Consider the following 17,736-nt stretch of genomic DNA (forward strand, 5'->3'; position numbering starts at 1 on the left):
TTTTCTCCAAAATTTAAGGAAGGGTAAAACATCTGGGTAAAAAAAAACCGCCATCAGTGGCGGTTTTTTAGAATTTGCTGGGATCTCGTTTTTTGCTGCTACGTGAACCGACCGCTACTCCACCGCCTTTGGGTTGGAATTGCTAAAGTAAAAATAAGCGGTAAAAAAGTGGCGAGCGAACATGCGAGTCATCCATAAGTGATGAACGACTATAAACCTAAATTGCAAGGGTTGGCAAGCATATTTATCGGCAAAGCCGCATGCCGCAGCCGTTTTAGACGGCAAAGCACGTAAAAAAGCATAAAAAGTTGCGCGCTGCGCACGCACATGCGCAGCGACTCGCTATCAGCGCTGAGGCCTGCGTAGCAGGCGCGTCAAGGCGCACCTCACCTTTTTCCGTCTGCTCCTCCCCTATACGCTGCCTGCGTTTAAGCCGTGCCACCGACGGTGATGCCATCGAGGCGCAGGGTCGGCTGCCCCACGCCCACGGGCACGCTTTGCCCCTCCTTGCCGCACACGCCCACGCCCGAGTCCAGGCGCATGTCGTTGCCGATCATGGAAACGCGGTGGAGCACGTCCGGGCCGTTGCCGATCAGGGTCGCCCCTTTGACCGGGTAGCTGAGCTTGCCGTTTTCGATCATGTACGCTTCGCTGGCCGAGAACACAAACTTGCCGTTTGTAATGTCGACCTGGCCGCCGCCGAAATTGACGGCATACAGACCGTTTTTCACGGAAGCGAGGATTTCACCGGGGTCCCGGTCGCCGCCCAGCATATACGTGTTCGTCATGCGTGGCATGGGCAGGTGGGCGAACGATTCGCGGCGCGCATTGCCCGTCACGGGCATCTTCATCAGGCGCGCATTCATGGTGTCCTGAATGTAACCCTTCAGGATGCCATCCTCGATCAGGGTCGTGCACTGCGTCGGGTTGCCCTCGTCGTCGATATTCAGGGAGCCGCGCCGGCCAGCCAGGGTGCCGTCGTCGACCACGGTGACGCCCTTGGCAGCGACGCGCTCACCGATGCGCCCGGAAAACGCGGACGAACCCTTGCGGTTGAAATCGCCTTCCAGGCCATGGCCGATGGCCTCGTGCAGCAGGATGCCGGGCCAGCCCGGACCCAGCACGATGGTCATGGGACCGGCGGGCGCAGGGCGCGCTTCCAGGTTCACCAGGGCCGAATTGACGGCGTCTGCCGCGTATTGTTCCAGCACGGCATCACTGAAATAGTCATAGCTGAAACGTCCGCCACCACCGGCCGAACCCGTTTCGCGGCGGCCATTCTGTTCCGCGATCACGGTAAGCGAGACGCGTACCAGCGGGCGGATGTCGGCCGCCAGCACGCCGTCGCTGCGCAGCACCAGCACCACGTCGTACTCGCCAGCCAGGCCCGCCATCACCTGCACGACTCGGGGGTCTTTCGCGCGCGCCATCTTTTCCACGCGCTCGAGCAGTTGCACCTTGGCCGTGGCGTCCAGCGAGGCGAGCGGGTCGTTGGGCAGGTACAGCGAGCGTCCACCTTGCGCCAGCATGTGGCCAGCGATCTTGATTTTGCCGGTCCCCGCGCGCGCGATGGTGCGCGTGGCCGCTGCCGCTTCCAGCAGCGCCCGCTCGGAGATGTCGTCGGAATACGCAAAGGCCGTCTTGTCGCCGGACACGGCGCGCACGCCCACGCCCTGGTCAATGGAAAAGCTGCCCGTCTTGACGATGCCCTCTTCCAGGCTCCAGCCTTCGCTCCTGGTCGACTGGAAATACAGGTCGGCATAGTCGACCTTGTGCGTAAACATCGTGCCCAGGGCTTTCAGCAGCTTGTCTTCGTCCAGGCCAAATGGCGTAAGCAGGAGTTCGCGCGCCACGGCCAGGCTGGACAGATTGGGTTCAAATGGGATCATGACTATCTATTCTTTACATTTACATGGTGCGGTGGGCTAAAGCGGGCAAGGACTCGCGCACGCCGGCCAAAAACAGCAGGTCGATTTCGCCGCTCACCACGCCCTCGCCTTCGGGCAACACGGCTTTCACTTCGCCCCACGGATCGATCAGCATGCTGTGGCCCCAGGTACGCCGGCCGTTCGGGTGCAAGCCGCCCTGCGCCGAGGCCAGCACATAGCACTGGTTTTCGATGGCGCGCGCGCGCAGCAGCACTTCCCAGTGGGCGCTGCCCGTCGTATGGGTAAACGCGGCCGGCACGACGATCAGCACGCAATCGCCCATGGCGCGGTACAGTTCGGGAAAACGCAGGTCGTAGCAGATGGACAGGCCAACCCGGCCAAACGGCGTCTCGATCGCGCGCACTTGCGCACCAGGCACGATGGTGCGCGATTCGTTGTAAGACTCGGCGCCGCGCGTAAAGCCGAACAGGTGGATCTTGTCGTAGCGGCCGGCCGGCTCGCCTTGCGGGTCGTATACCAGCGTGGTATTCAAGACCTTGCCCTCCTCGCCGGAAATCAGGGGCAAGGTGCCGCCGATCAGCCAGATGCCATGCTGGCGCGCCATCTGGGCCATGCCATCCTGAATCGGGCCGCTGCCGGGCTGTTCCGCATGGGCCAGCTTGTCCGTTTCCTGCTTCCCCATGATGGCCCAGTATTCGGGCAGCACCACCAGTTGCGCGCCAGCGGCGGCCGCTTGCGCCACCAGTCGCCGCGCCGTGGCCAGGTTGTCTTCCACGGACGGCGAGGAAATCATTTGTATTGCTGCGACTGTATGCATCATTGCCACCTCTTATCCATTCGAACGCCTCGACTATTTCGTCACTGCCTCCGCCGCTGCAGCGGCAGCGGCAGGCACAGCGACAGGCTCCAATTTACCACCATCGAGCTTGGTTACGACGGGCGACTTCCACGGGCCGGCGATCTGCATGTGATAGGTGAGCGCCTTCATCACGGGGGCGCGCAGGAACAACTGCGCCAGGAAACTGCCCAGGCCGATGACGGGATTGACGGCCAGCGCATACACGAGCGGCCCCGTGCCCAGGTTAAATTCCGGGATCACCACCACACGCAAATTCGTCGTCTCATTGGCGATGTCGGCCGTGCCATCCATCAGCACGGTGGCCGCCACGCCGTGCATCTTGAGGTTGTCGGTGGTCACCACGCCGCGCTTGATGCTGGCGTTGGCCGTGATGCCGTCGAACGCCAGGCCTTCGGAAAACACATCGTGGAAATCGAGTTTCAGCAAACGGGGCAAGGCTTGCAGGCTGAGCACGCCCAACAGCTTGGCCGCACCCGGATCCTGCTTGAGGAACTGGCCCGACTCCACATTCATCTCGATCTGCCCTGACAGGCTGGGAATATCGAGCGAATACGGCAAACCATTCCAGGCGATGTCGCCGCTCAGGCGACCCTTGCCACGACGCACGGTGTCGGCAAAGCCGAAGCGGTCGAGCAACTTGCCCGCATCGACGATATCGAGGCCAAAACGCAGGCTGGTCGTGCTTTGCCCATCCTTGATGACCCATTTGCCATTGCCGCTCAGCGCACCATCAGGATTCGATAGTTGCAGCTTGCCCACGCGCCACTCGCGCACGCCCGCCGCCATGGTGTTATAGGCTTGCAACTCCAGCCGGCCGATCTTCTTGTTGAACAGCTCAAAATGCTCGGCGATGATATCGAGCGAGGGAATCGACTGGGCGCCGCTCTTGCCTTCCAACAAATTCTTCACATCGTTGGCGGCCGACTCCGGAATGATCAGCGACGACAGGCGCGCCGTCATCTTGCCCAGGCCGGACGGCGTTTCCAGCCACGTCACATAGCCCGACACTTGTTTCGCATCAATATTGGCTTGCCACACATCCTTTTGATGCGTGGCGCCGACCACCACGTTTTCCAGCCTGCGCTCGCCCAGCGTCAATTCACTGGCGCGCGCCGCCATCATGTCCGGCACCACGTATTGCGCGATATCGGGTGCGTCGTCAGTGTTGCTACCCGCATCGGCTGGCGCCGTGGCGTTGCCGGCGATCTCGCTGCCAACGGCGATCCAGCTATCCACGTCCAGCGTTTTCATATTCACGTTGAGCATCATGCCGCTGTCCGGTTCCGGCGCCGGCACATTCACGCCGATGCCGCCGCGCAGCAGGCGCCAGGCGTCCTTGCCCTGCTTCTGGCGCTGGTAGCGGGCAGCGATGCCAGCACCCAGCGCGATGCGAATATCGTCCGTGCGCAGGCCGGCGCCGTTCGCGGCGTTGCCCGTCAGGGTAAATTTCACGGGCAAGCTGTCACCGGCCGGCTTTTTCAGGGGGGCGGGGAAATCCAGGCCCAGACCCGTCAGCGGCGACTCGACATTGACCACCACCTGGTGGTCGCGCGCCGTGATCAGGCCGCTGTAGCGCGCGCCGCCGCTCAAATGTTTCGCCAGGCGCTGCAGCACGGGTGCCGGATACGTCTTGCGCAATCCATCGATGGTCATGTTGCCGGCGATTTTTACCTGGATGGAATTGTCCGCCTGCGTGCCACCCGAGATGGCCAGTGGCCCGCCCAGCAGGCTGCCATTCAAGCCATTCAGATTCACGCCCTTTTCGTTGAACTCGATCTTGCCCTGCGTGCCCAGCACGGGCGGCATGTCGTGGAACAGCACCACGTCATTGCCCGCCAGCTGCAAGCTGCCCTGCACGGTCGACTCCAGCATGCGCTCGATCGGCAGGTGCAATTTGAGGGCCAGCCTGGCGTTGCCCGTCGCCGTCGTTTCATCCGTGAAATGCTCGATCCAGCCCAGCACGGGGCTGGCCGTCACGTACTTGAGGAATTCCTGCATCGGGCCGGCCGCGTTGCCCTCGATATCGAGCAAGGTGTCGAACACGGTCAGGTCGGGAATCACGGCTTTGACATTCGTCAAGGCCACACCGCCCGTGGTGGCCGTGTCGCCGCGAATTTCCATGCGCGCCCGCTCGAAAATAAAACTGCCCTTGATTTTTTCCGCCTGCGGCCACCGGGGCGCCTTGCCCGCCAGCGGTCCGTTTTCCGCCAATTCGCCGGGTGCATAATTGAGGATGCCATTCTCGAGCTTGCCGGCCACGCGGAAGTCGCCACGGTTGCGCTGCGCCGGCGTGTCGGCCTTGAAGGGGAAATGCTCGAGTTCGCCGCGCAGGCGCAGGCTGACATCGCGCGCCACGCCGCCTTCCAGCGCGCCCGTCAGCCAGTGGCGCAGATGCTCGGGCGTTTGCAGCGGCAGATAGCGGCCGATGGTGTTGATCTGGAAATTGTCGATCGTCCCCGTCAAATCCACCTGGCCCAGGTTCTTGCCGTCGAGCGGCATGCAGTGCGTGCCTTGCAGGGCGACGCGCAAGCCTTGCTGATTGAAATCGAGCTTGTCCAGCCCGACTTGCAGCATATTGTCCGCTTCAAAGGTCCAGCGCGCCTGCATGGCGAATTGTTCGAACGGCAAGGCTGGTTCGCTCAGGTACGTGGGGAACTGCAGCACCAGGTCTTGCGCATCGATGGCAATGCTGCCGCCCTTGTCGTTGGCATCGATGCTGCCGGTCAGGTGATCGAAGCCGGGAATGGCCGGTGCAGCTGCCTGTGCGGCACTGGTCGCCGTCTTCGCCACGGCCAGGCGCGCCGGCTGCGCATTCAGGCCCAGGTCGATGAGTTTGCCGCGCAGGCGGTAGCTGGCGGGCGTGGCCATGTCACCTTCCCATTGCGCTGAAAAATCCTGCAAACGTCCGCGCGGGTCCAGGGCGTCGAGGCGCTGGCGCTGCTGCTCGCCCAGCGGCAACTTGTCGGCCAGCGCGGCGAGGGTTTGCAAATCGAGGGACTTGGCCGAGATTTCCGTGCGCGCCGGCTTGCGTTTGGTGGCGGCAACAAAGCGTTCGGACAAGGTCGTGGGCGGCAGGCTGAGGCCATCGCGTGTTTCCACTGCGAAATTCGTCAACTCCACCTGGTGTCCATTCGCGCCAAAAGTTGGCTTGCCGTCCGGCACCTGCGCCGACAGCTCTTCCTTTGCCGAAATGCGCCCGCTGACCGACAGCAAGTCGAGCGGGTCGATATGCTCGCCCAGCTGCGCCTGCACCTCCGTCAGACCCACGTCAGCCGTGAAGCCGGCCAGGCGCGCATGATCCAGACTCAGCCAGGCGCGCAGGGCGCCCTTGCCCTGGCTCAATTCAAACGGGTAATCGAGATAGCTGCGCCAGGCGGCCAGGTCGGCGTTTTTCAGGTCCGCGTACAACTCGCCCTTCCACATCGACACATCCGAGATGCGCGTGCTGAAAGGGGGATGCGTGAAGTGAGCGCGCACATCGATAGGCGCGGCCAGGCTGGCAGGCGGCGTGGCCTGCAAGCCCAGCCGGTGGCTGCGCCAGCGGTTGCGCAGCAGCAAGTTGACCTGGCTTAAAGCCAGCTCCGGCGTGCCGCGCACTTCATCCGTCCAGCGCACCTTGCCATCGTGAATGATGATCTCATGCTGCGACAGCAGCCAGTCGGCGCCCTTGCCATCGCTGCCTTGCGTGCTGTCGATCAACACGCCGGCCACATACAGCTTGCCATCCTTGCTGCGCCGCACGTCCAGGTCGGGCCGTGTGATTTCCAGGGTATCGAAGCGCACGGCACCGAGCACGCTCCACCACGACACGGTGGCCGAGACGCTCGGCAGGCTCAGCGCCTGGCGGCCCGCCTGGTCGCGCAAGCTCACGTCGCCCAGGAAGAGATTCGGCCGCACGCCATGCCACGAGGCATAAATACGCGCAATACTGACTGGGTTGCCCAGCGCGCGGCTGGCCGCCCGCTCGATATCGCTTTTGTAGTAATCGATATTCGGCAAGATGGCGTAGCGCAGGAATAGAAACAGCACGGCGAAGGCGAAATACGCGAGCAGCACCAGTTTGATGGTAAAGCCCAACACATGGTGGGTGGCCAGGTTGGCCATACGATAGGCGGCACGCAGCCGCTGCCAGCGCAGGGCCAACGGCACATGCTCTGTCACGCTTGCTTCTGGCGGTTTTTGCATCAATAAGCTAATAAACTGGCCCGGCGTCAAATAATGGCAAAAATCGTCTGCATTCGTGGTGCGCACCTGCATCCTTGCGCTTGCTTCTGAGCAAAGCCTCCCTTACCATCGTCCGGAAGAGCACGCACTGCCGGCGGCACCCGCGCCAGCGGCACAATTTTACCGCATCCCCCGCCGTTCGCAGCCAAGTTAAACAAGAACCATGCACGCAGCATCCACGAGACCCTTACCGACACCATGAGCACACAGCCTTTGATCTCCGCCTCCCGTTTCTACCAGCGCTGGCTGGCTGCCGCCCCCGAGCGCGCTGCACAGGTAGCGCAACTGGTGCGCGCGCCGCTCGACGGGCTCGATTTTGCCGCCGCGCTGGCCGACCAAGCGAACGCCGCCACGCCACCGCTGCCGCCCGAGCGGGCCATGCGCCGCCTGCGCAACCTGCTGGTCTGCGGCCTGATCGAACGCGATCTGGATGGCCAGGCGGATTTGAATGAGGTGGTCACGGCCATGACGGGCTTTGCCGATTTCGCCATCCGCACGCATGTGGACGCCATCATGGCCGAGATGGTGGCCCTGCACGGCATGCCCGTCGGCGAGGAATCGGGCGAGGAACAGGCCTTGATGGTGCTGGCGATGGGCAAGCAGGGTGGCGGCGAGCTGAACGTCTCGTCGGATATCGACCTGATCTTTGTTTACCCGGAAGATGGCGACACGCAAGTCACCCTGCCGGGCCAGCGCAGCCTGTCCAATCACGAATTTTTCATTCGCATGGGCAAGAAACTGATCGCCGCCCTGGCCGAGATCACGCAGGATGGATTTACTTTCCGCGTGGACATGGCCTTGCGCCCGAACGGCAACTCGGGGCCGCTGGCCGCCAGCCTGGGCATGGTCGAGCAATACCTGATCGTGCAGGGCCGCGAATGGGAGCGCTATGCCTGGGTCAAGGCGCGTGCCGTGACGGGCAAGCCGGAAGACATCGCCTCGCTCGACGCCATCGTGCGGCCCTTCGTCTTCCGCCGCTACCTCGATTTTGGCGTCATCGATGCCATCCGCACCATGCACGGCCAGATCCGCGCCGAGGTCAACCGCCAGGAGCGGCTGCACCCGGACCGCAGCAACAACGTCAAGCTGGGCCGCGGCGGCATCCGCGAAATCGAATTCCTCGCGCAAGTGTTTCAATTGATACGTGGCGGGCGCGATGCAGAGCTGCGCGAACGCTCCACGCGCGCTACCCTGCGCACGGTGGCCGACAAGAGTTTGCTGGAGCCGGCCATCGTGGAACAATTGCTGGGTTCCTACACTTTCCTGCGCAACCTGGAACACCGCTTGCAATACCTGGACGATGCGCAAACGCATACCCTGCCGGCCAACGAGGCCGACCGCCTGGTGGTGGCGCAGATGATGGGCTTGCCCGACACGCCCACCCTGCTGGCCCGGCTGGAAGCGCACCGCGTGTTTGTCGCAGGACAATTCGACGAGATGTTCAGCGACAAGAGCAGCGGCACGCCGCCGGCCGACACGGGCATCGACCCGCAAACGTCGAACGATTGCGCCGCCTCCGACCAGCAGGAAGCCATCGAGGCGCGCTTTGCCGCCCTGGGCTTCCATGAGCCCGCCGCCTGCGCACGCCGTCTGCTGGCCACGTGGCAGGCGCCGCGCCTGCAATCGTTGCCCGAGGCAAGCCGCACGCGCCTCGTCGCCCTCGTCAATTCCGCCCTGCCCCTGATCACCGATTGCTCCGTTTCCAATGGTAACGCCAGCCAGCTGGCTACCCTGGGCCGGCTGCTCGACTTTTTGGAAGCCATCGCGCGCCGCTCTGCCTACCTGTCATTGTTAACCGAGTATCCACACACGCTGGAACGCGTGGTGCGCATGGTGTGCGCCAGCGGCTGGGCCGCCACCTTCCTCACGCAGCACCCGATCCTGCTCGACGAATTATTGGATGAACGCATCCGCAACACGGTGCCCGATCCAGACGCGCTGGCGCTCGACCTGCAGCGCCAGCTCGACGACGCGCCCGGCGACACGGAGCGGCAGATGGATATCCTGCGCGAAACACACCATGCGCAGCTGTTCCAATGCCTGGCGCAAGACCTGGCAGGCGACCTGAGCGTGGAAAAGCTGGCCGACTACCTGTCGCAGCTGGCCGACATCATCGTCGCCGCCACCGTGCAAGCCGTGTGGCACACCTTGCCGACACGCCACCGCGAAGTGCCGAAGTTCGCCGTCATCGCATATGGCAAACTGGGCGGCAAGGAACTGGGTTATGTCTCCGACCTGGACGTCATCTTCCTGTTCGACGACGACGACCAGGAAGCGCCCGGCCTGTACGCCAAGCTGGCGCAACGCTTCATTACCTGGATGACCTCGCACACGTCGGCCGGCATCCTGTTCGATATCGATATCGCCCTGCGCCCCGATGGCGCCTCGGGCATGCTGGTCTCCAGCGTGCAGGCCTTCGAGCGCTACCAGGGCAGCGCGGCCTGGGTGTGGGAACACCAGGCGCTCACGCGCGCGCGCTTTTGCGCCGGCGATGTCGCCATCGGCAAGCACTTCGAACGCATCCGCGACACGATCTTGCGCAAGGAGCGCCCGGAAAACGGCCCGCTCAAGGGCGAAGTAGTGGCCATGCGCAAGAAAATGCTGGACGCGCACCCGTCCCGCCCTGGCAGCTTTGATTTGAAACAAGATCCGGGCGGCATGATCGACATCGAATTCATGGTGCAATACCTGGTGCTGCAGCACGCGGCGCAGTATCCGCAACTGACGGCCAACTCGGGCAATATCGCCCTGCTGCGCCTGTGCGGCGAGCTGGGGCTGATCGACGCGCAACTGGCCACCCTGGTCGCCGACGCCTACCGCGCGCTGCGCAAGCTCCAGCATCAGCTGCGCCTGCAGGGGCAGGACCTGGCCCGCGTGGAACCGGAACGGGTGCGCGTGCATGCGGACAATGTGACGCGCCTGTGGCACACGATCTTTCCCGCAACGATTGCATAAGCCCGGCTGCGGCGTATGATACGTACAGGCAATTCCACTTCCCAGTAGTGCCGTATAACAGGCCGCGCCGGGGTTGCCTATCATCCAGGAGACAGCGCATGCAGACTATTGTAAAAACGGGCATCAACGCCCTCGTTGCCAGTTTCATCCTCTGCGCCATGCCGGCAGCGGCATGGGCAGCCCCCAAGGGCAGCGCGGACGAAGCCATCGCCATGACCAAGCGCGCCGTGGCCATGATCAAGGCCGATGGCAAGGAAAAGGCCTTTGCCGCTATTGCCGATCCCGCCAACACCAGCTTTCATGACCGCGACCTGTACATTTATGTGTACGACATGAATGGCGTCACCCTGGCGCACGGCAACAATCCCAAGATGGTCGGCAAGAATCTGATCGACCTGAAGGACAATGAAGGCAAGGCCATCGTCAAGTCGCTGATCACCACGGCCAGCACGCCGGCCGGACGCGGCTGGGTAGACTTCAAGTGGCCCAATCCGCTGACCAAAGTGGTCGAGCAGAAATCCGGCTACATCGAACGGGTCGACAATATGATTGTCGGTTCCGGCATCTATAAATAAGCCACGGCAAAAGGAAACCGCACCCGCATGCCGCTCCATTACCTGTCCCGCCTGAGCGGATCAGCACGCGATACGCAAGCCAATCTTCAGCTGGGATGCGTGCTGGCGCTGGTGGCCGGTGCCGTGAATGCGGGCGGCTTCCTGGCCATCGGCGGCTATACCTCGCACATGACGGGCATCGTTTCCGGCATGGCCGATGACTTGGCGCTGGGCAATATCACGCTGGCCTTGGCCGCGCTGGGCGCGTGGCTGGCCTTCGTCTCCGGCGCGGCCGTCACGGCCATCATGGTGAACTGGGGCCGGCGGCGCCGGCTGCACAGCCAGTTTGCCGCCAGCCTGCTGCTGGAAGCGGCCTTGCTGCTGCTGTTCGGCCTGGCGGGCAACTACCTGGCGGCCATGCCCGACGTGCTGGGCCCCGTCACCATTTTGCTGCTGTGTTTTGTCATGGGTTTGCAGAACGCCATCATCACGAAAATTTCGGGCGCCGTCATACGCACCACCCACGTGACGGGCCTGTCCACCGACATCGGCATCGAACTGGGCAAGATGGCGTATTACAACCGCAGGCAATTGCCAGACCGCGTGGTCAAGGTCAACCGGGGCAAGCTGAGAACGCACTGCCTGCTGATCAGCTGCTTCTTCATCGGCGGCGTCAGCGGCGCACTGGCTTTCAAGCACATCGGTTTTCCTTCCGCCACCATCATCCTGGCCGGCGTGCTGACCCTGCTGTCTGGCGTGCCCGTGCTGCGCGACTTGCGCCTGCTATGGCGCTTTTACCGGCGCCGCTTCTGAATGCAAAAATGCCGTCCAGACCAGGTCTGAACGGCATCACTTTGCTACGCTAAATTACTGCTGCGCGGTCTTGTTGCCGGCAGCCGGACCAATGTAGCGGTTAATGAAGCTGTACACGGCTTCGCCCCACTTGATGTTGTTGCTTTCCTTGGACCAGCCATGGCCCTCGCCTGTCATCACCATCCATTCGACCGTATTACCCTGCTTGAGCAACTGGTCGCGCATTTTTTCGCCGTGGATCAGCGGCACGCGGCGGTCTTCGCTACCGTAGGCCATCAGCACGGGTGCCTTGATCTTGTCCGCATGATCGATCGCCGATACCTTACGGAAATATGCGTCGTCCGTCTTCGGATCGCCGTGCATTTTCGTGCCGATGTTATCCATCACCGGTCCCGATACATCAGACCAGTTGACGGTAAACAGCATTTTCACGTCCGTCACGCCCACCCAGTTGATGCCGCATTTGTACAGGTCCGGATTTTTCACCAGGCCGTACATGGTGGCATAGCCGCCGTAGCTGGCGCCGATGATGCAGACGCGGTTGCGGTCGACCACGCCTTGCTTGACCAGTTCCTCGATACCGTCCGTGATGTCATCCTGCATGGCCAGGCCCCATTGCTTCCAGCCCGCCGTATGGTGTTTCCAGCCCAAGCCGGTCGACATGCGGAATTGCGGCTGCATCACGGCAAAGCCGCGCGAGGCCAGCATCTGCGTGATCGGATCGTAGCCAAAGCTGTCGCGCGCATGCGGGCCACCGTGGATATACGCCACCAGCGGCAGAGCCTTGGGCGTGAGGCCTTCCGGCAAGGTCAGGTAGGCCGGGATGGTCAAGCCATCGCGCGCCTTGTAGTGAATGACGGTTTGCTCGGAAAGCTTCTTGCCGTCCAGCGAGGGCTTGACGCTGTACAGCGGTTCCAGCGTCTTCTTCTGCGTGTCGAAGTAATACAGCTTACCCACGTTGTTGACGCCGGTGGTGACGACGACGGCGCGGTTGCCGCGCCACTGGAATTCCACGTGCTCGCCAGGCAGGCTGGCGTCGAGCGAAGCCTGCAGGCGCGCATAGTCTTCGTCAAAGTAATACATTTCCGGCTTCATGCCGTTGACGGCCACGCCCACCACCTTCTTGCGCGCCTCGTCAAAGACCAGGCCGCCTGCGATGTCGGCTTCCGCATGCTCGGCGATCAGCTCGCCCGCCGTATTGTTGACGCTGTTCCAGATATGCACGCCAGCCTTGTCGCGGCCATTGAAACGTCCCGCCACGAACAGGGTCTTGTTGTCGAAATCAAACCCCAGCGGGTTCATTTCCTTGCCTTCATCCAGATACGCCTTGTAAATCGCTTTCCAGGGCGCCTTCTCGTCATCGCGCAGATACACGGTTTGCACGATGCGCCTGCTGCCCTCTTCCACCGTCATGGCCGATGCCACGCGTATCACATTATTATGGTCCAGCACCCAGCCGCTGACGGCGCCCGGGTTATTAAAGGTCAACAAGGCCATGCGGCCATTTGTCGTATCGAGGCGGAACACATCACTGGCGCCCAGATCGGCATCGCGGCCCCGTTCATTGTTGACGACGATCAAGTCGTTGCTATCGCCGCCCACGCGCTGCAGGACGGATACGGGCTTGTACGGCATGCCCGTGCTCATCGATTCCTTCACGCTGATGACCAGCTTGCGGAAACCGCTGCCGTCGCTATTGACGGCAAACAAACCACCACCGGTCTGTTTTTCCAGCACTTCTTCGCTGCCCTTGCTGATGCTGAACACCAGGCGCTTGTTGTTGACCCAGATGGGGTTGGCAACGTTCCAGTCCGGATCGGAAGCCACCACGGTCGAGGCCCGCGTATCGAGATTAATGACCGCCAGCACAAAGCGGCCATTGCGCGGCGTCAACACCGCCATGCTTTGGCCGTCCGGCGACAGGATGGGGCGGCCGCTGAATTCCGCCTTCTTGAAGAATTCGGCGATGGGAATGGATGCGTCGGCGCGCACGCTGGCGCTGTACAGGCCGCTACTCAGTAACAAGGTGCTAAGCACGACAGGAATGATGCGTCGGTTCAAGACAGTCTCCTCGATAAAAACAATGACATTAATTTCCTTTAGGCAATCGTGCACCGCTTGCCCACCAGGATAAAAAAAGCGCCGTCACCTCACGGTCACGGCGCCTTTTTTCATCACGCGCGATTACTTGAAGCTGTAATCAGCCGTGATCTGGAAGTAACGGCCCATCGCGCTATGCAGCGGCGCATAGTAGTTGGCCGTGCCGTTCGGATGGAAAGGCGGTTTGCGGTCGAAGGCATTCTGGATCGCAAAGCTCAGCTTGGTATTCTTGAAGCCGCTGTAGCTGCCGCCCAGGTTAACCACGGTGAACGATGGAATCCCTTTGCACAGTTCCGGGAAGCCTTCGGTTGCCAGTACGCAATCTTGCGTACGGTCAGCAACCGATGCCATCTTGCTGATGAAGACCGTATCTGCCGACAAGGCGTAGGCCGCTTTCTTCCACGCCAGGCCCAGGGTAGCTTGCACCGACGGCGTGCCGCGGACGCCAGCGTACTCGATCAGGCCGTCGGTTGGCGACGGCGCGTTCTTGAACGACTGCATGTGGCTGACGTTCAGGGTTGGCTGCAAGCTGCCGTACTCGCCCATGTTGATACGGCCCGTCAGCTTCAAGTCCACGCCACGGATCTGGGTCACTGCCACGTTGGTCAGCAACATCTTGATGTTGGTGATTTCACCGGCGGTAGCACCGGCGAGCTTGTCGGCGGCGGTCAGCGGATCACGCGTGATGGCAACGGCCGGGTCGCCAGCGTAGCGGCCAGGATCGGACAGGACCTTGTCCAGGTCATAGGTGCTGATTTCGTTGACGCGCTTGATCTGCCACAGATCGATCGTCGCCAGGAACGACGAGCTTGGTTCCCAGGCCAGGCCCAGGGTGTAGCTCTTCGCCGTTTCCGGTTTCAGCTCCGGATTCGCGCCGCTTTGATACGGGCTGGAAGTGGAGCAGCCCAGCGTGTATTGGGCGTTGCAACGGTATGGGTCGCGAATCGACACGAAGGCATTGCGCACGTCGGTGGAGTTTTCCACCAGGGTCGGTGCGCGGAAGCCTTCCGCATAGGTGCCGCGCACCATGAACGCTGGCGTCACGCTCCACTTCAAGCCCACTTTCGGCGTGGTCGAATTGCCGTAGTCGGAGTAGTGATCGTGACGCACCGCCACCTGAGCTTCCAGCGATTTCAGCAGGGGAATCGTCGATTCCGCGTAGATTGATGAAATGTTGCGGTCATTCGAAAAGCCTGGCGGCAATTGCGCCTGGTGATAGAACTCACCTTGCACGGCGAGCGGATCGGGCGACGTGCTCAGGCTCTCGCGACGGAACTCGGTACCGACCGCCAGGCCGACGGCGCCAGCAGGCAAGTTGAACAGTTCACCGGAAATCTTGCCATCGATTTGCGTCAGGCTGGACTTGAACATGTTTTTCGAATTGGCCGTGATCGAGTCATACAGGGCCTGGTTGGCTGCGCCGCCGCCAAAAATGAAAGTACCGTTCTTGTAGGCATTGACGAAAGGCGTCAGCATGATCGCGCTGGTATTGCGCGAAGTCACTTGGCTATCCGTACGCAACAGGGCGGTTTCCCAATCCCAGTTCTTGAAGTCACCTTTGACGCCAACCAGATAGCGGCCGAAATCGGTGGTGTTGTCCTGGCCCTGGCCCGGGAAGTCGCGCAGCGAAGCGCGCACGCGCACGGTGCCGTTACCGCCTGCCAAGGTCTTGCCATCTGGACCGATCAGTTCTTTCGGGTATTGCGGATGCGTGATTGGCAAGGCAGGGGTCGGTTGACCATTCTGGCCGGCAACCCAGTGCAGCAGGCCAGTGACGGTGGCCTTGTTGCGGTTGAACATCAATTCGCTGAACACCGTGGTACTGGCGGTCGGCTGCCAGGTCAGGCGGCTGGTGATGCCGAAACGATCGGTCTTGCCGGCGGAATTGATGGAGCTATCCTGGAAGTCATCGAATACGCAAGCATTGCCGACAGCGCCAACGGCCAGCACCGGCGAGGCGGGAACCAGGCGGTCCGCCGGGCAGTTATTGTCCAGCGTGCGCGAGACCAGCTTGTTGCTAGCCTTGTCGGTCCAGTAGATATTGCCCGGGTAGGTGTACAGCGAGCGGCGGTCCTTGTAGCCATACGCGCGCAGATCCTGCGTGCTCAGATAGCCGTCGCGCTTGCGCATGTACATTGGATCGCGCTGGCGCACGTCCAGGGTGGCGTAGGCATTGAAATGGTCCTTGACCAGGCTGCCTGTACCAAAGCTGATGGTTGCACGCTTCTGTTCGCCATCGCTGCGGCTGGACTGGCCCAGCGAACCGCCCACTTCCAGCCCTTCGAAGCTGTCGCGCAGGATGATGTTGACCACGCCGGCCATGGCTTCCGAACCGTAAATGGCCGATGCGCCGTCTTTCAGAATTTCAATACGCTCCACCGCGCCGACCGGAATCGAGTTCAAGTCGACAAACGTCGTCTGAAATTCTGGTTGCGCGTAAGGCGCCAGGCGGCGGCCGTTGATCAGGGTCAGGGTTGCCTGGCTGCCGAAACCGCGCAAGTTCAGGCCGGCGGCACCAGCGCTAAAACCGTTGGTGCGGTTTTCATCGATACCACCGACGTTCGACGAGATCGTGCGCAAGACTTCGTTGAGCGACGTCGCACCACCACGCGTGAGTTCATCACGCGTGATGATCTGCACCGGCGAAGCCGATTCCAGCGCGATGCGGCGCACGTTCGAGCCGGTCACGTACACTTTTTGCACCGGGCTGCCATCGGCCTCGACTGCAGCCTTCGCCGGTGCCGCCGCCTGAGGTCCCATGCTGGTGTCCTGCGCATGAGCTACTTGAGTCAACAAACTGGTACCGGCAATTACGCCCAGCGCCAAGCGAACCAAGACCACACTAGTTTTTTCTCTGATGAACATTACTCTTCCCTTTGTGCTTTTTTATATAGTCAGTTTTGTTATTGCAACTCAGATTCATGCATCCAGCGGCGTTACATATTCTAGGCAGGCAATACGTCTCCCAAACGCGGTTATGCGTTGTCTGCATGAAACTTTATTATGCATGCAAGTTTTTTCATTTTGTTACAAATGTTATTTTGTGTTGCTATAAAACGACTTAACAGAATAATCAATATTAAATATAATATTTATCAATATTAAGTTCGGAAAATATCGACAAATTAGAATTAAATTTAACAGGATAAATAGTTTCCAGTTTGGCATTTACGTTCTTGTCAGAATCATGTAAGGCTGAGGATAACTGGTTTTTATTGAAACTGAGAATGACAATAGCCGTCTGCGAGGCTAGCGGAATGGGACACGGCAGCAGGATGCTGCGACAGAATGGAGCGAGAGGTTCTACCCGGCATACACGGCAAAAAATGTAACCAACAGTAGTCATACATAATACGTCGCATGGACTGAAAAACACCATCGATGCGCGCGCAAGATGTGCGCGATCAGGTAGGAGGCGAGGTTGCCCCCGCCGTCCTCCCAAAACACCGGACGTACGGATCACGTATCCGGCGTTTCCTGACTACTGGGTTGCCCCAGCGAGCTTGGTTTCGTGCGTCGTGTCGCCTGTCGGTCTGCAAGCACCTCGGTTACGGCAAAGACTTCCGGTCTCGCCCATTGACCAAGGCCCTCCTTTATCAGAGGCTTGCGCCCTGCCCGCTCAGAGAGCACGCTTGACTGTCCACTCATGTCAGGTTCAGCCCTTCACCACTCCGGTTCCGAGCGGCTAATATGGCCTCTGCTGACTCCCACCAATCCATCCCGGCACCTTGCAATGCCGGTAGTACGAGGCAGATTGATGGGCCTCCCAGGGTAATTCGCGTGACCTTCATGCTTATGTCTGTCGGATCTACGTCATAGCGTTCCGTGCAAGTATCGGGCTTTACAGATTTTGGACTGCTTACCCCGCTACGCCGCCTAATCCGCTTCCTGTGCGTCAGACCAGCATTTTGCCCGCGGCTTCCTTCAGATTCCGCCTTGCGACGGACACCCTTGCCGTTCAGCTAGCACTTCCCCTTGCCGGGTATGCAGAGGACTTTCACCTCCAAGTCACTCAACTAACCACCACAGTCAGTCGAGCCGCGCTCGCGCGCGTCGCGCCATGCCTGGCGCACAAAAAAAAGGCTATGTCACCGTAAGGTGTGGGAACTTTCCCATGGTTGCCTTCAACAATGTTTGTGGGGAGCGGATGCGTCCGGCGTCGAGTATCCAGCGCCACCCCAGATAATTCGGCAGGTAATGGCTGGCTACCCCGTGGAATATGCGTAGCCAGCCGCGCAAGCGGCTGTGGTAGGCATTGACGTTCTGCACGTGGGCGGCGCCCTGTACGCGGATGCCGGCGCGCACGTTGACGGCCTGGTGGCTGAGCCCTGCTTCACGTGCG

The 17,736-nt window shown here is 61.1% G+C and carries 8 protein-coding genes and 1 pseudogene; 3 read left to right on the forward strand and 6 right to left on the reverse strand.

The window, feature by feature from the left end:
- Window positions 1-428: 428 nt before the first annotated feature.
- The 3 genes from tldD to ACQ4WN_RS05670 are packed head-to-tail and all read right to left on the reverse strand — an operon-like array spanning window position 429 to window position 6,909.
- Window positions 429-1,889 carry a metalloprotease TldD gene (gene tldD / locus ACQ4WN_RS05660; RefSeq protein ID WP_436550633.1) on the reverse strand — a complete coding sequence of 487 codons (1,461 nt, stop codon included), beginning with the start codon at window positions 1,887-1,889 and terminating at the stop codon, window positions 429-431.
- Between the two features lie 19 nt (window positions 1,890-1,908).
- Window positions 1,909-2,709 (reverse strand): carbon-nitrogen hydrolase family protein, encoded by an 801-nt coding sequence (locus ACQ4WN_RS05665; RefSeq protein WP_436550634.1) that lies wholly within the window; start codon window positions 2,707-2,709, stop codon window positions 1,909-1,911.
- A gap of 30 nt (window positions 2,710-2,739) precedes the next feature.
- Window positions 2,740-6,909 carry a YhdP family protein gene (locus tag ACQ4WN_RS05670; protein ID WP_436550635.1) on the reverse strand — a complete coding sequence of 1,390 codons (4,170 nt, stop codon included), beginning with the start codon at window positions 6,907-6,909 and terminating at the stop codon, window positions 2,740-2,742.
- Window positions 6,910-7,170: 261 nt separating this feature from the next.
- On the opposite strand from ACQ4WN_RS05670, the gene glnE reads away from it, so the two are divergent.
- From glnE to ACQ4WN_RS05685, 3 genes are all read left to right on the forward strand, one after another.
- The gene (gene glnE, locus ACQ4WN_RS05675) at window positions 7,171-9,927 is read left to right on the forward strand and encodes a bifunctional [glutamate--ammonia ligase]-adenylyl-L-tyrosine phosphorylase/[glutamate--ammonia-ligase] adenylyltransferase (protein ID WP_436550636.1); all 2,757 of its coding nucleotides are present in this window, start codon (window positions 7,171-7,173) and stop codon (window positions 9,925-9,927) included.
- Between the two features lie 98 nt (window positions 9,928-10,025).
- A complete protein-coding gene (locus ACQ4WN_RS05680) occupies window positions 10,026-10,502 on the forward strand; it encodes a cache domain-containing protein (RefSeq protein WP_436550637.1) in 477 nt (158 codons plus the stop codon).
- A 27-nt stretch (window positions 10,503-10,529) separates the two neighbouring features.
- Complete coding sequence (locus ACQ4WN_RS05685; protein ID WP_436550638.1) at window positions 10,530-11,294, forward strand: YoaK family protein; 765 nt, start codon at window positions 10,530-10,532, stop codon at window positions 11,292-11,294.
- A gap of 54 nt (window positions 11,295-11,348) precedes the next feature.
- On the opposite strand, the gene ACQ4WN_RS05690 is transcribed toward ACQ4WN_RS05685, so the two are convergent.
- From ACQ4WN_RS05690 to ACQ4WN_RS05700, 3 genes and pseudogenes are all read right to left on the reverse strand, one after another.
- A complete protein-coding gene (locus ACQ4WN_RS05690; RefSeq protein ID WP_436550639.1) occupies window positions 11,349-13,355 on the reverse strand; it encodes a S9 family peptidase in 2,007 nt (668 codons plus the stop codon).
- A gap of 123 nt (window positions 13,356-13,478) precedes the next feature.
- The gene (locus tag ACQ4WN_RS05695) at window positions 13,479-16,154 is read right to left on the reverse strand and encodes a TonB-dependent receptor (protein ID WP_436550640.1); all 2,676 of its coding nucleotides are present in this window, start codon (window positions 16,152-16,154) and stop codon (window positions 13,479-13,481) included.
- A gap of 1,323 nt (window positions 16,155-17,477) precedes the next feature.
- Window positions 17,478-17,736 (reverse strand): annotated as a pseudogene (locus ACQ4WN_RS05700) (IS1595 family transposase); the annotation flags it as partial.

The sequence above is a fragment of the Janthinobacterium pasteuri genome, assembly GCF_051380775.1.
Lineage (GTDB): Bacteria > Pseudomonadota > Gammaproteobacteria > Burkholderiales > Burkholderiaceae_D > Janthinobacterium.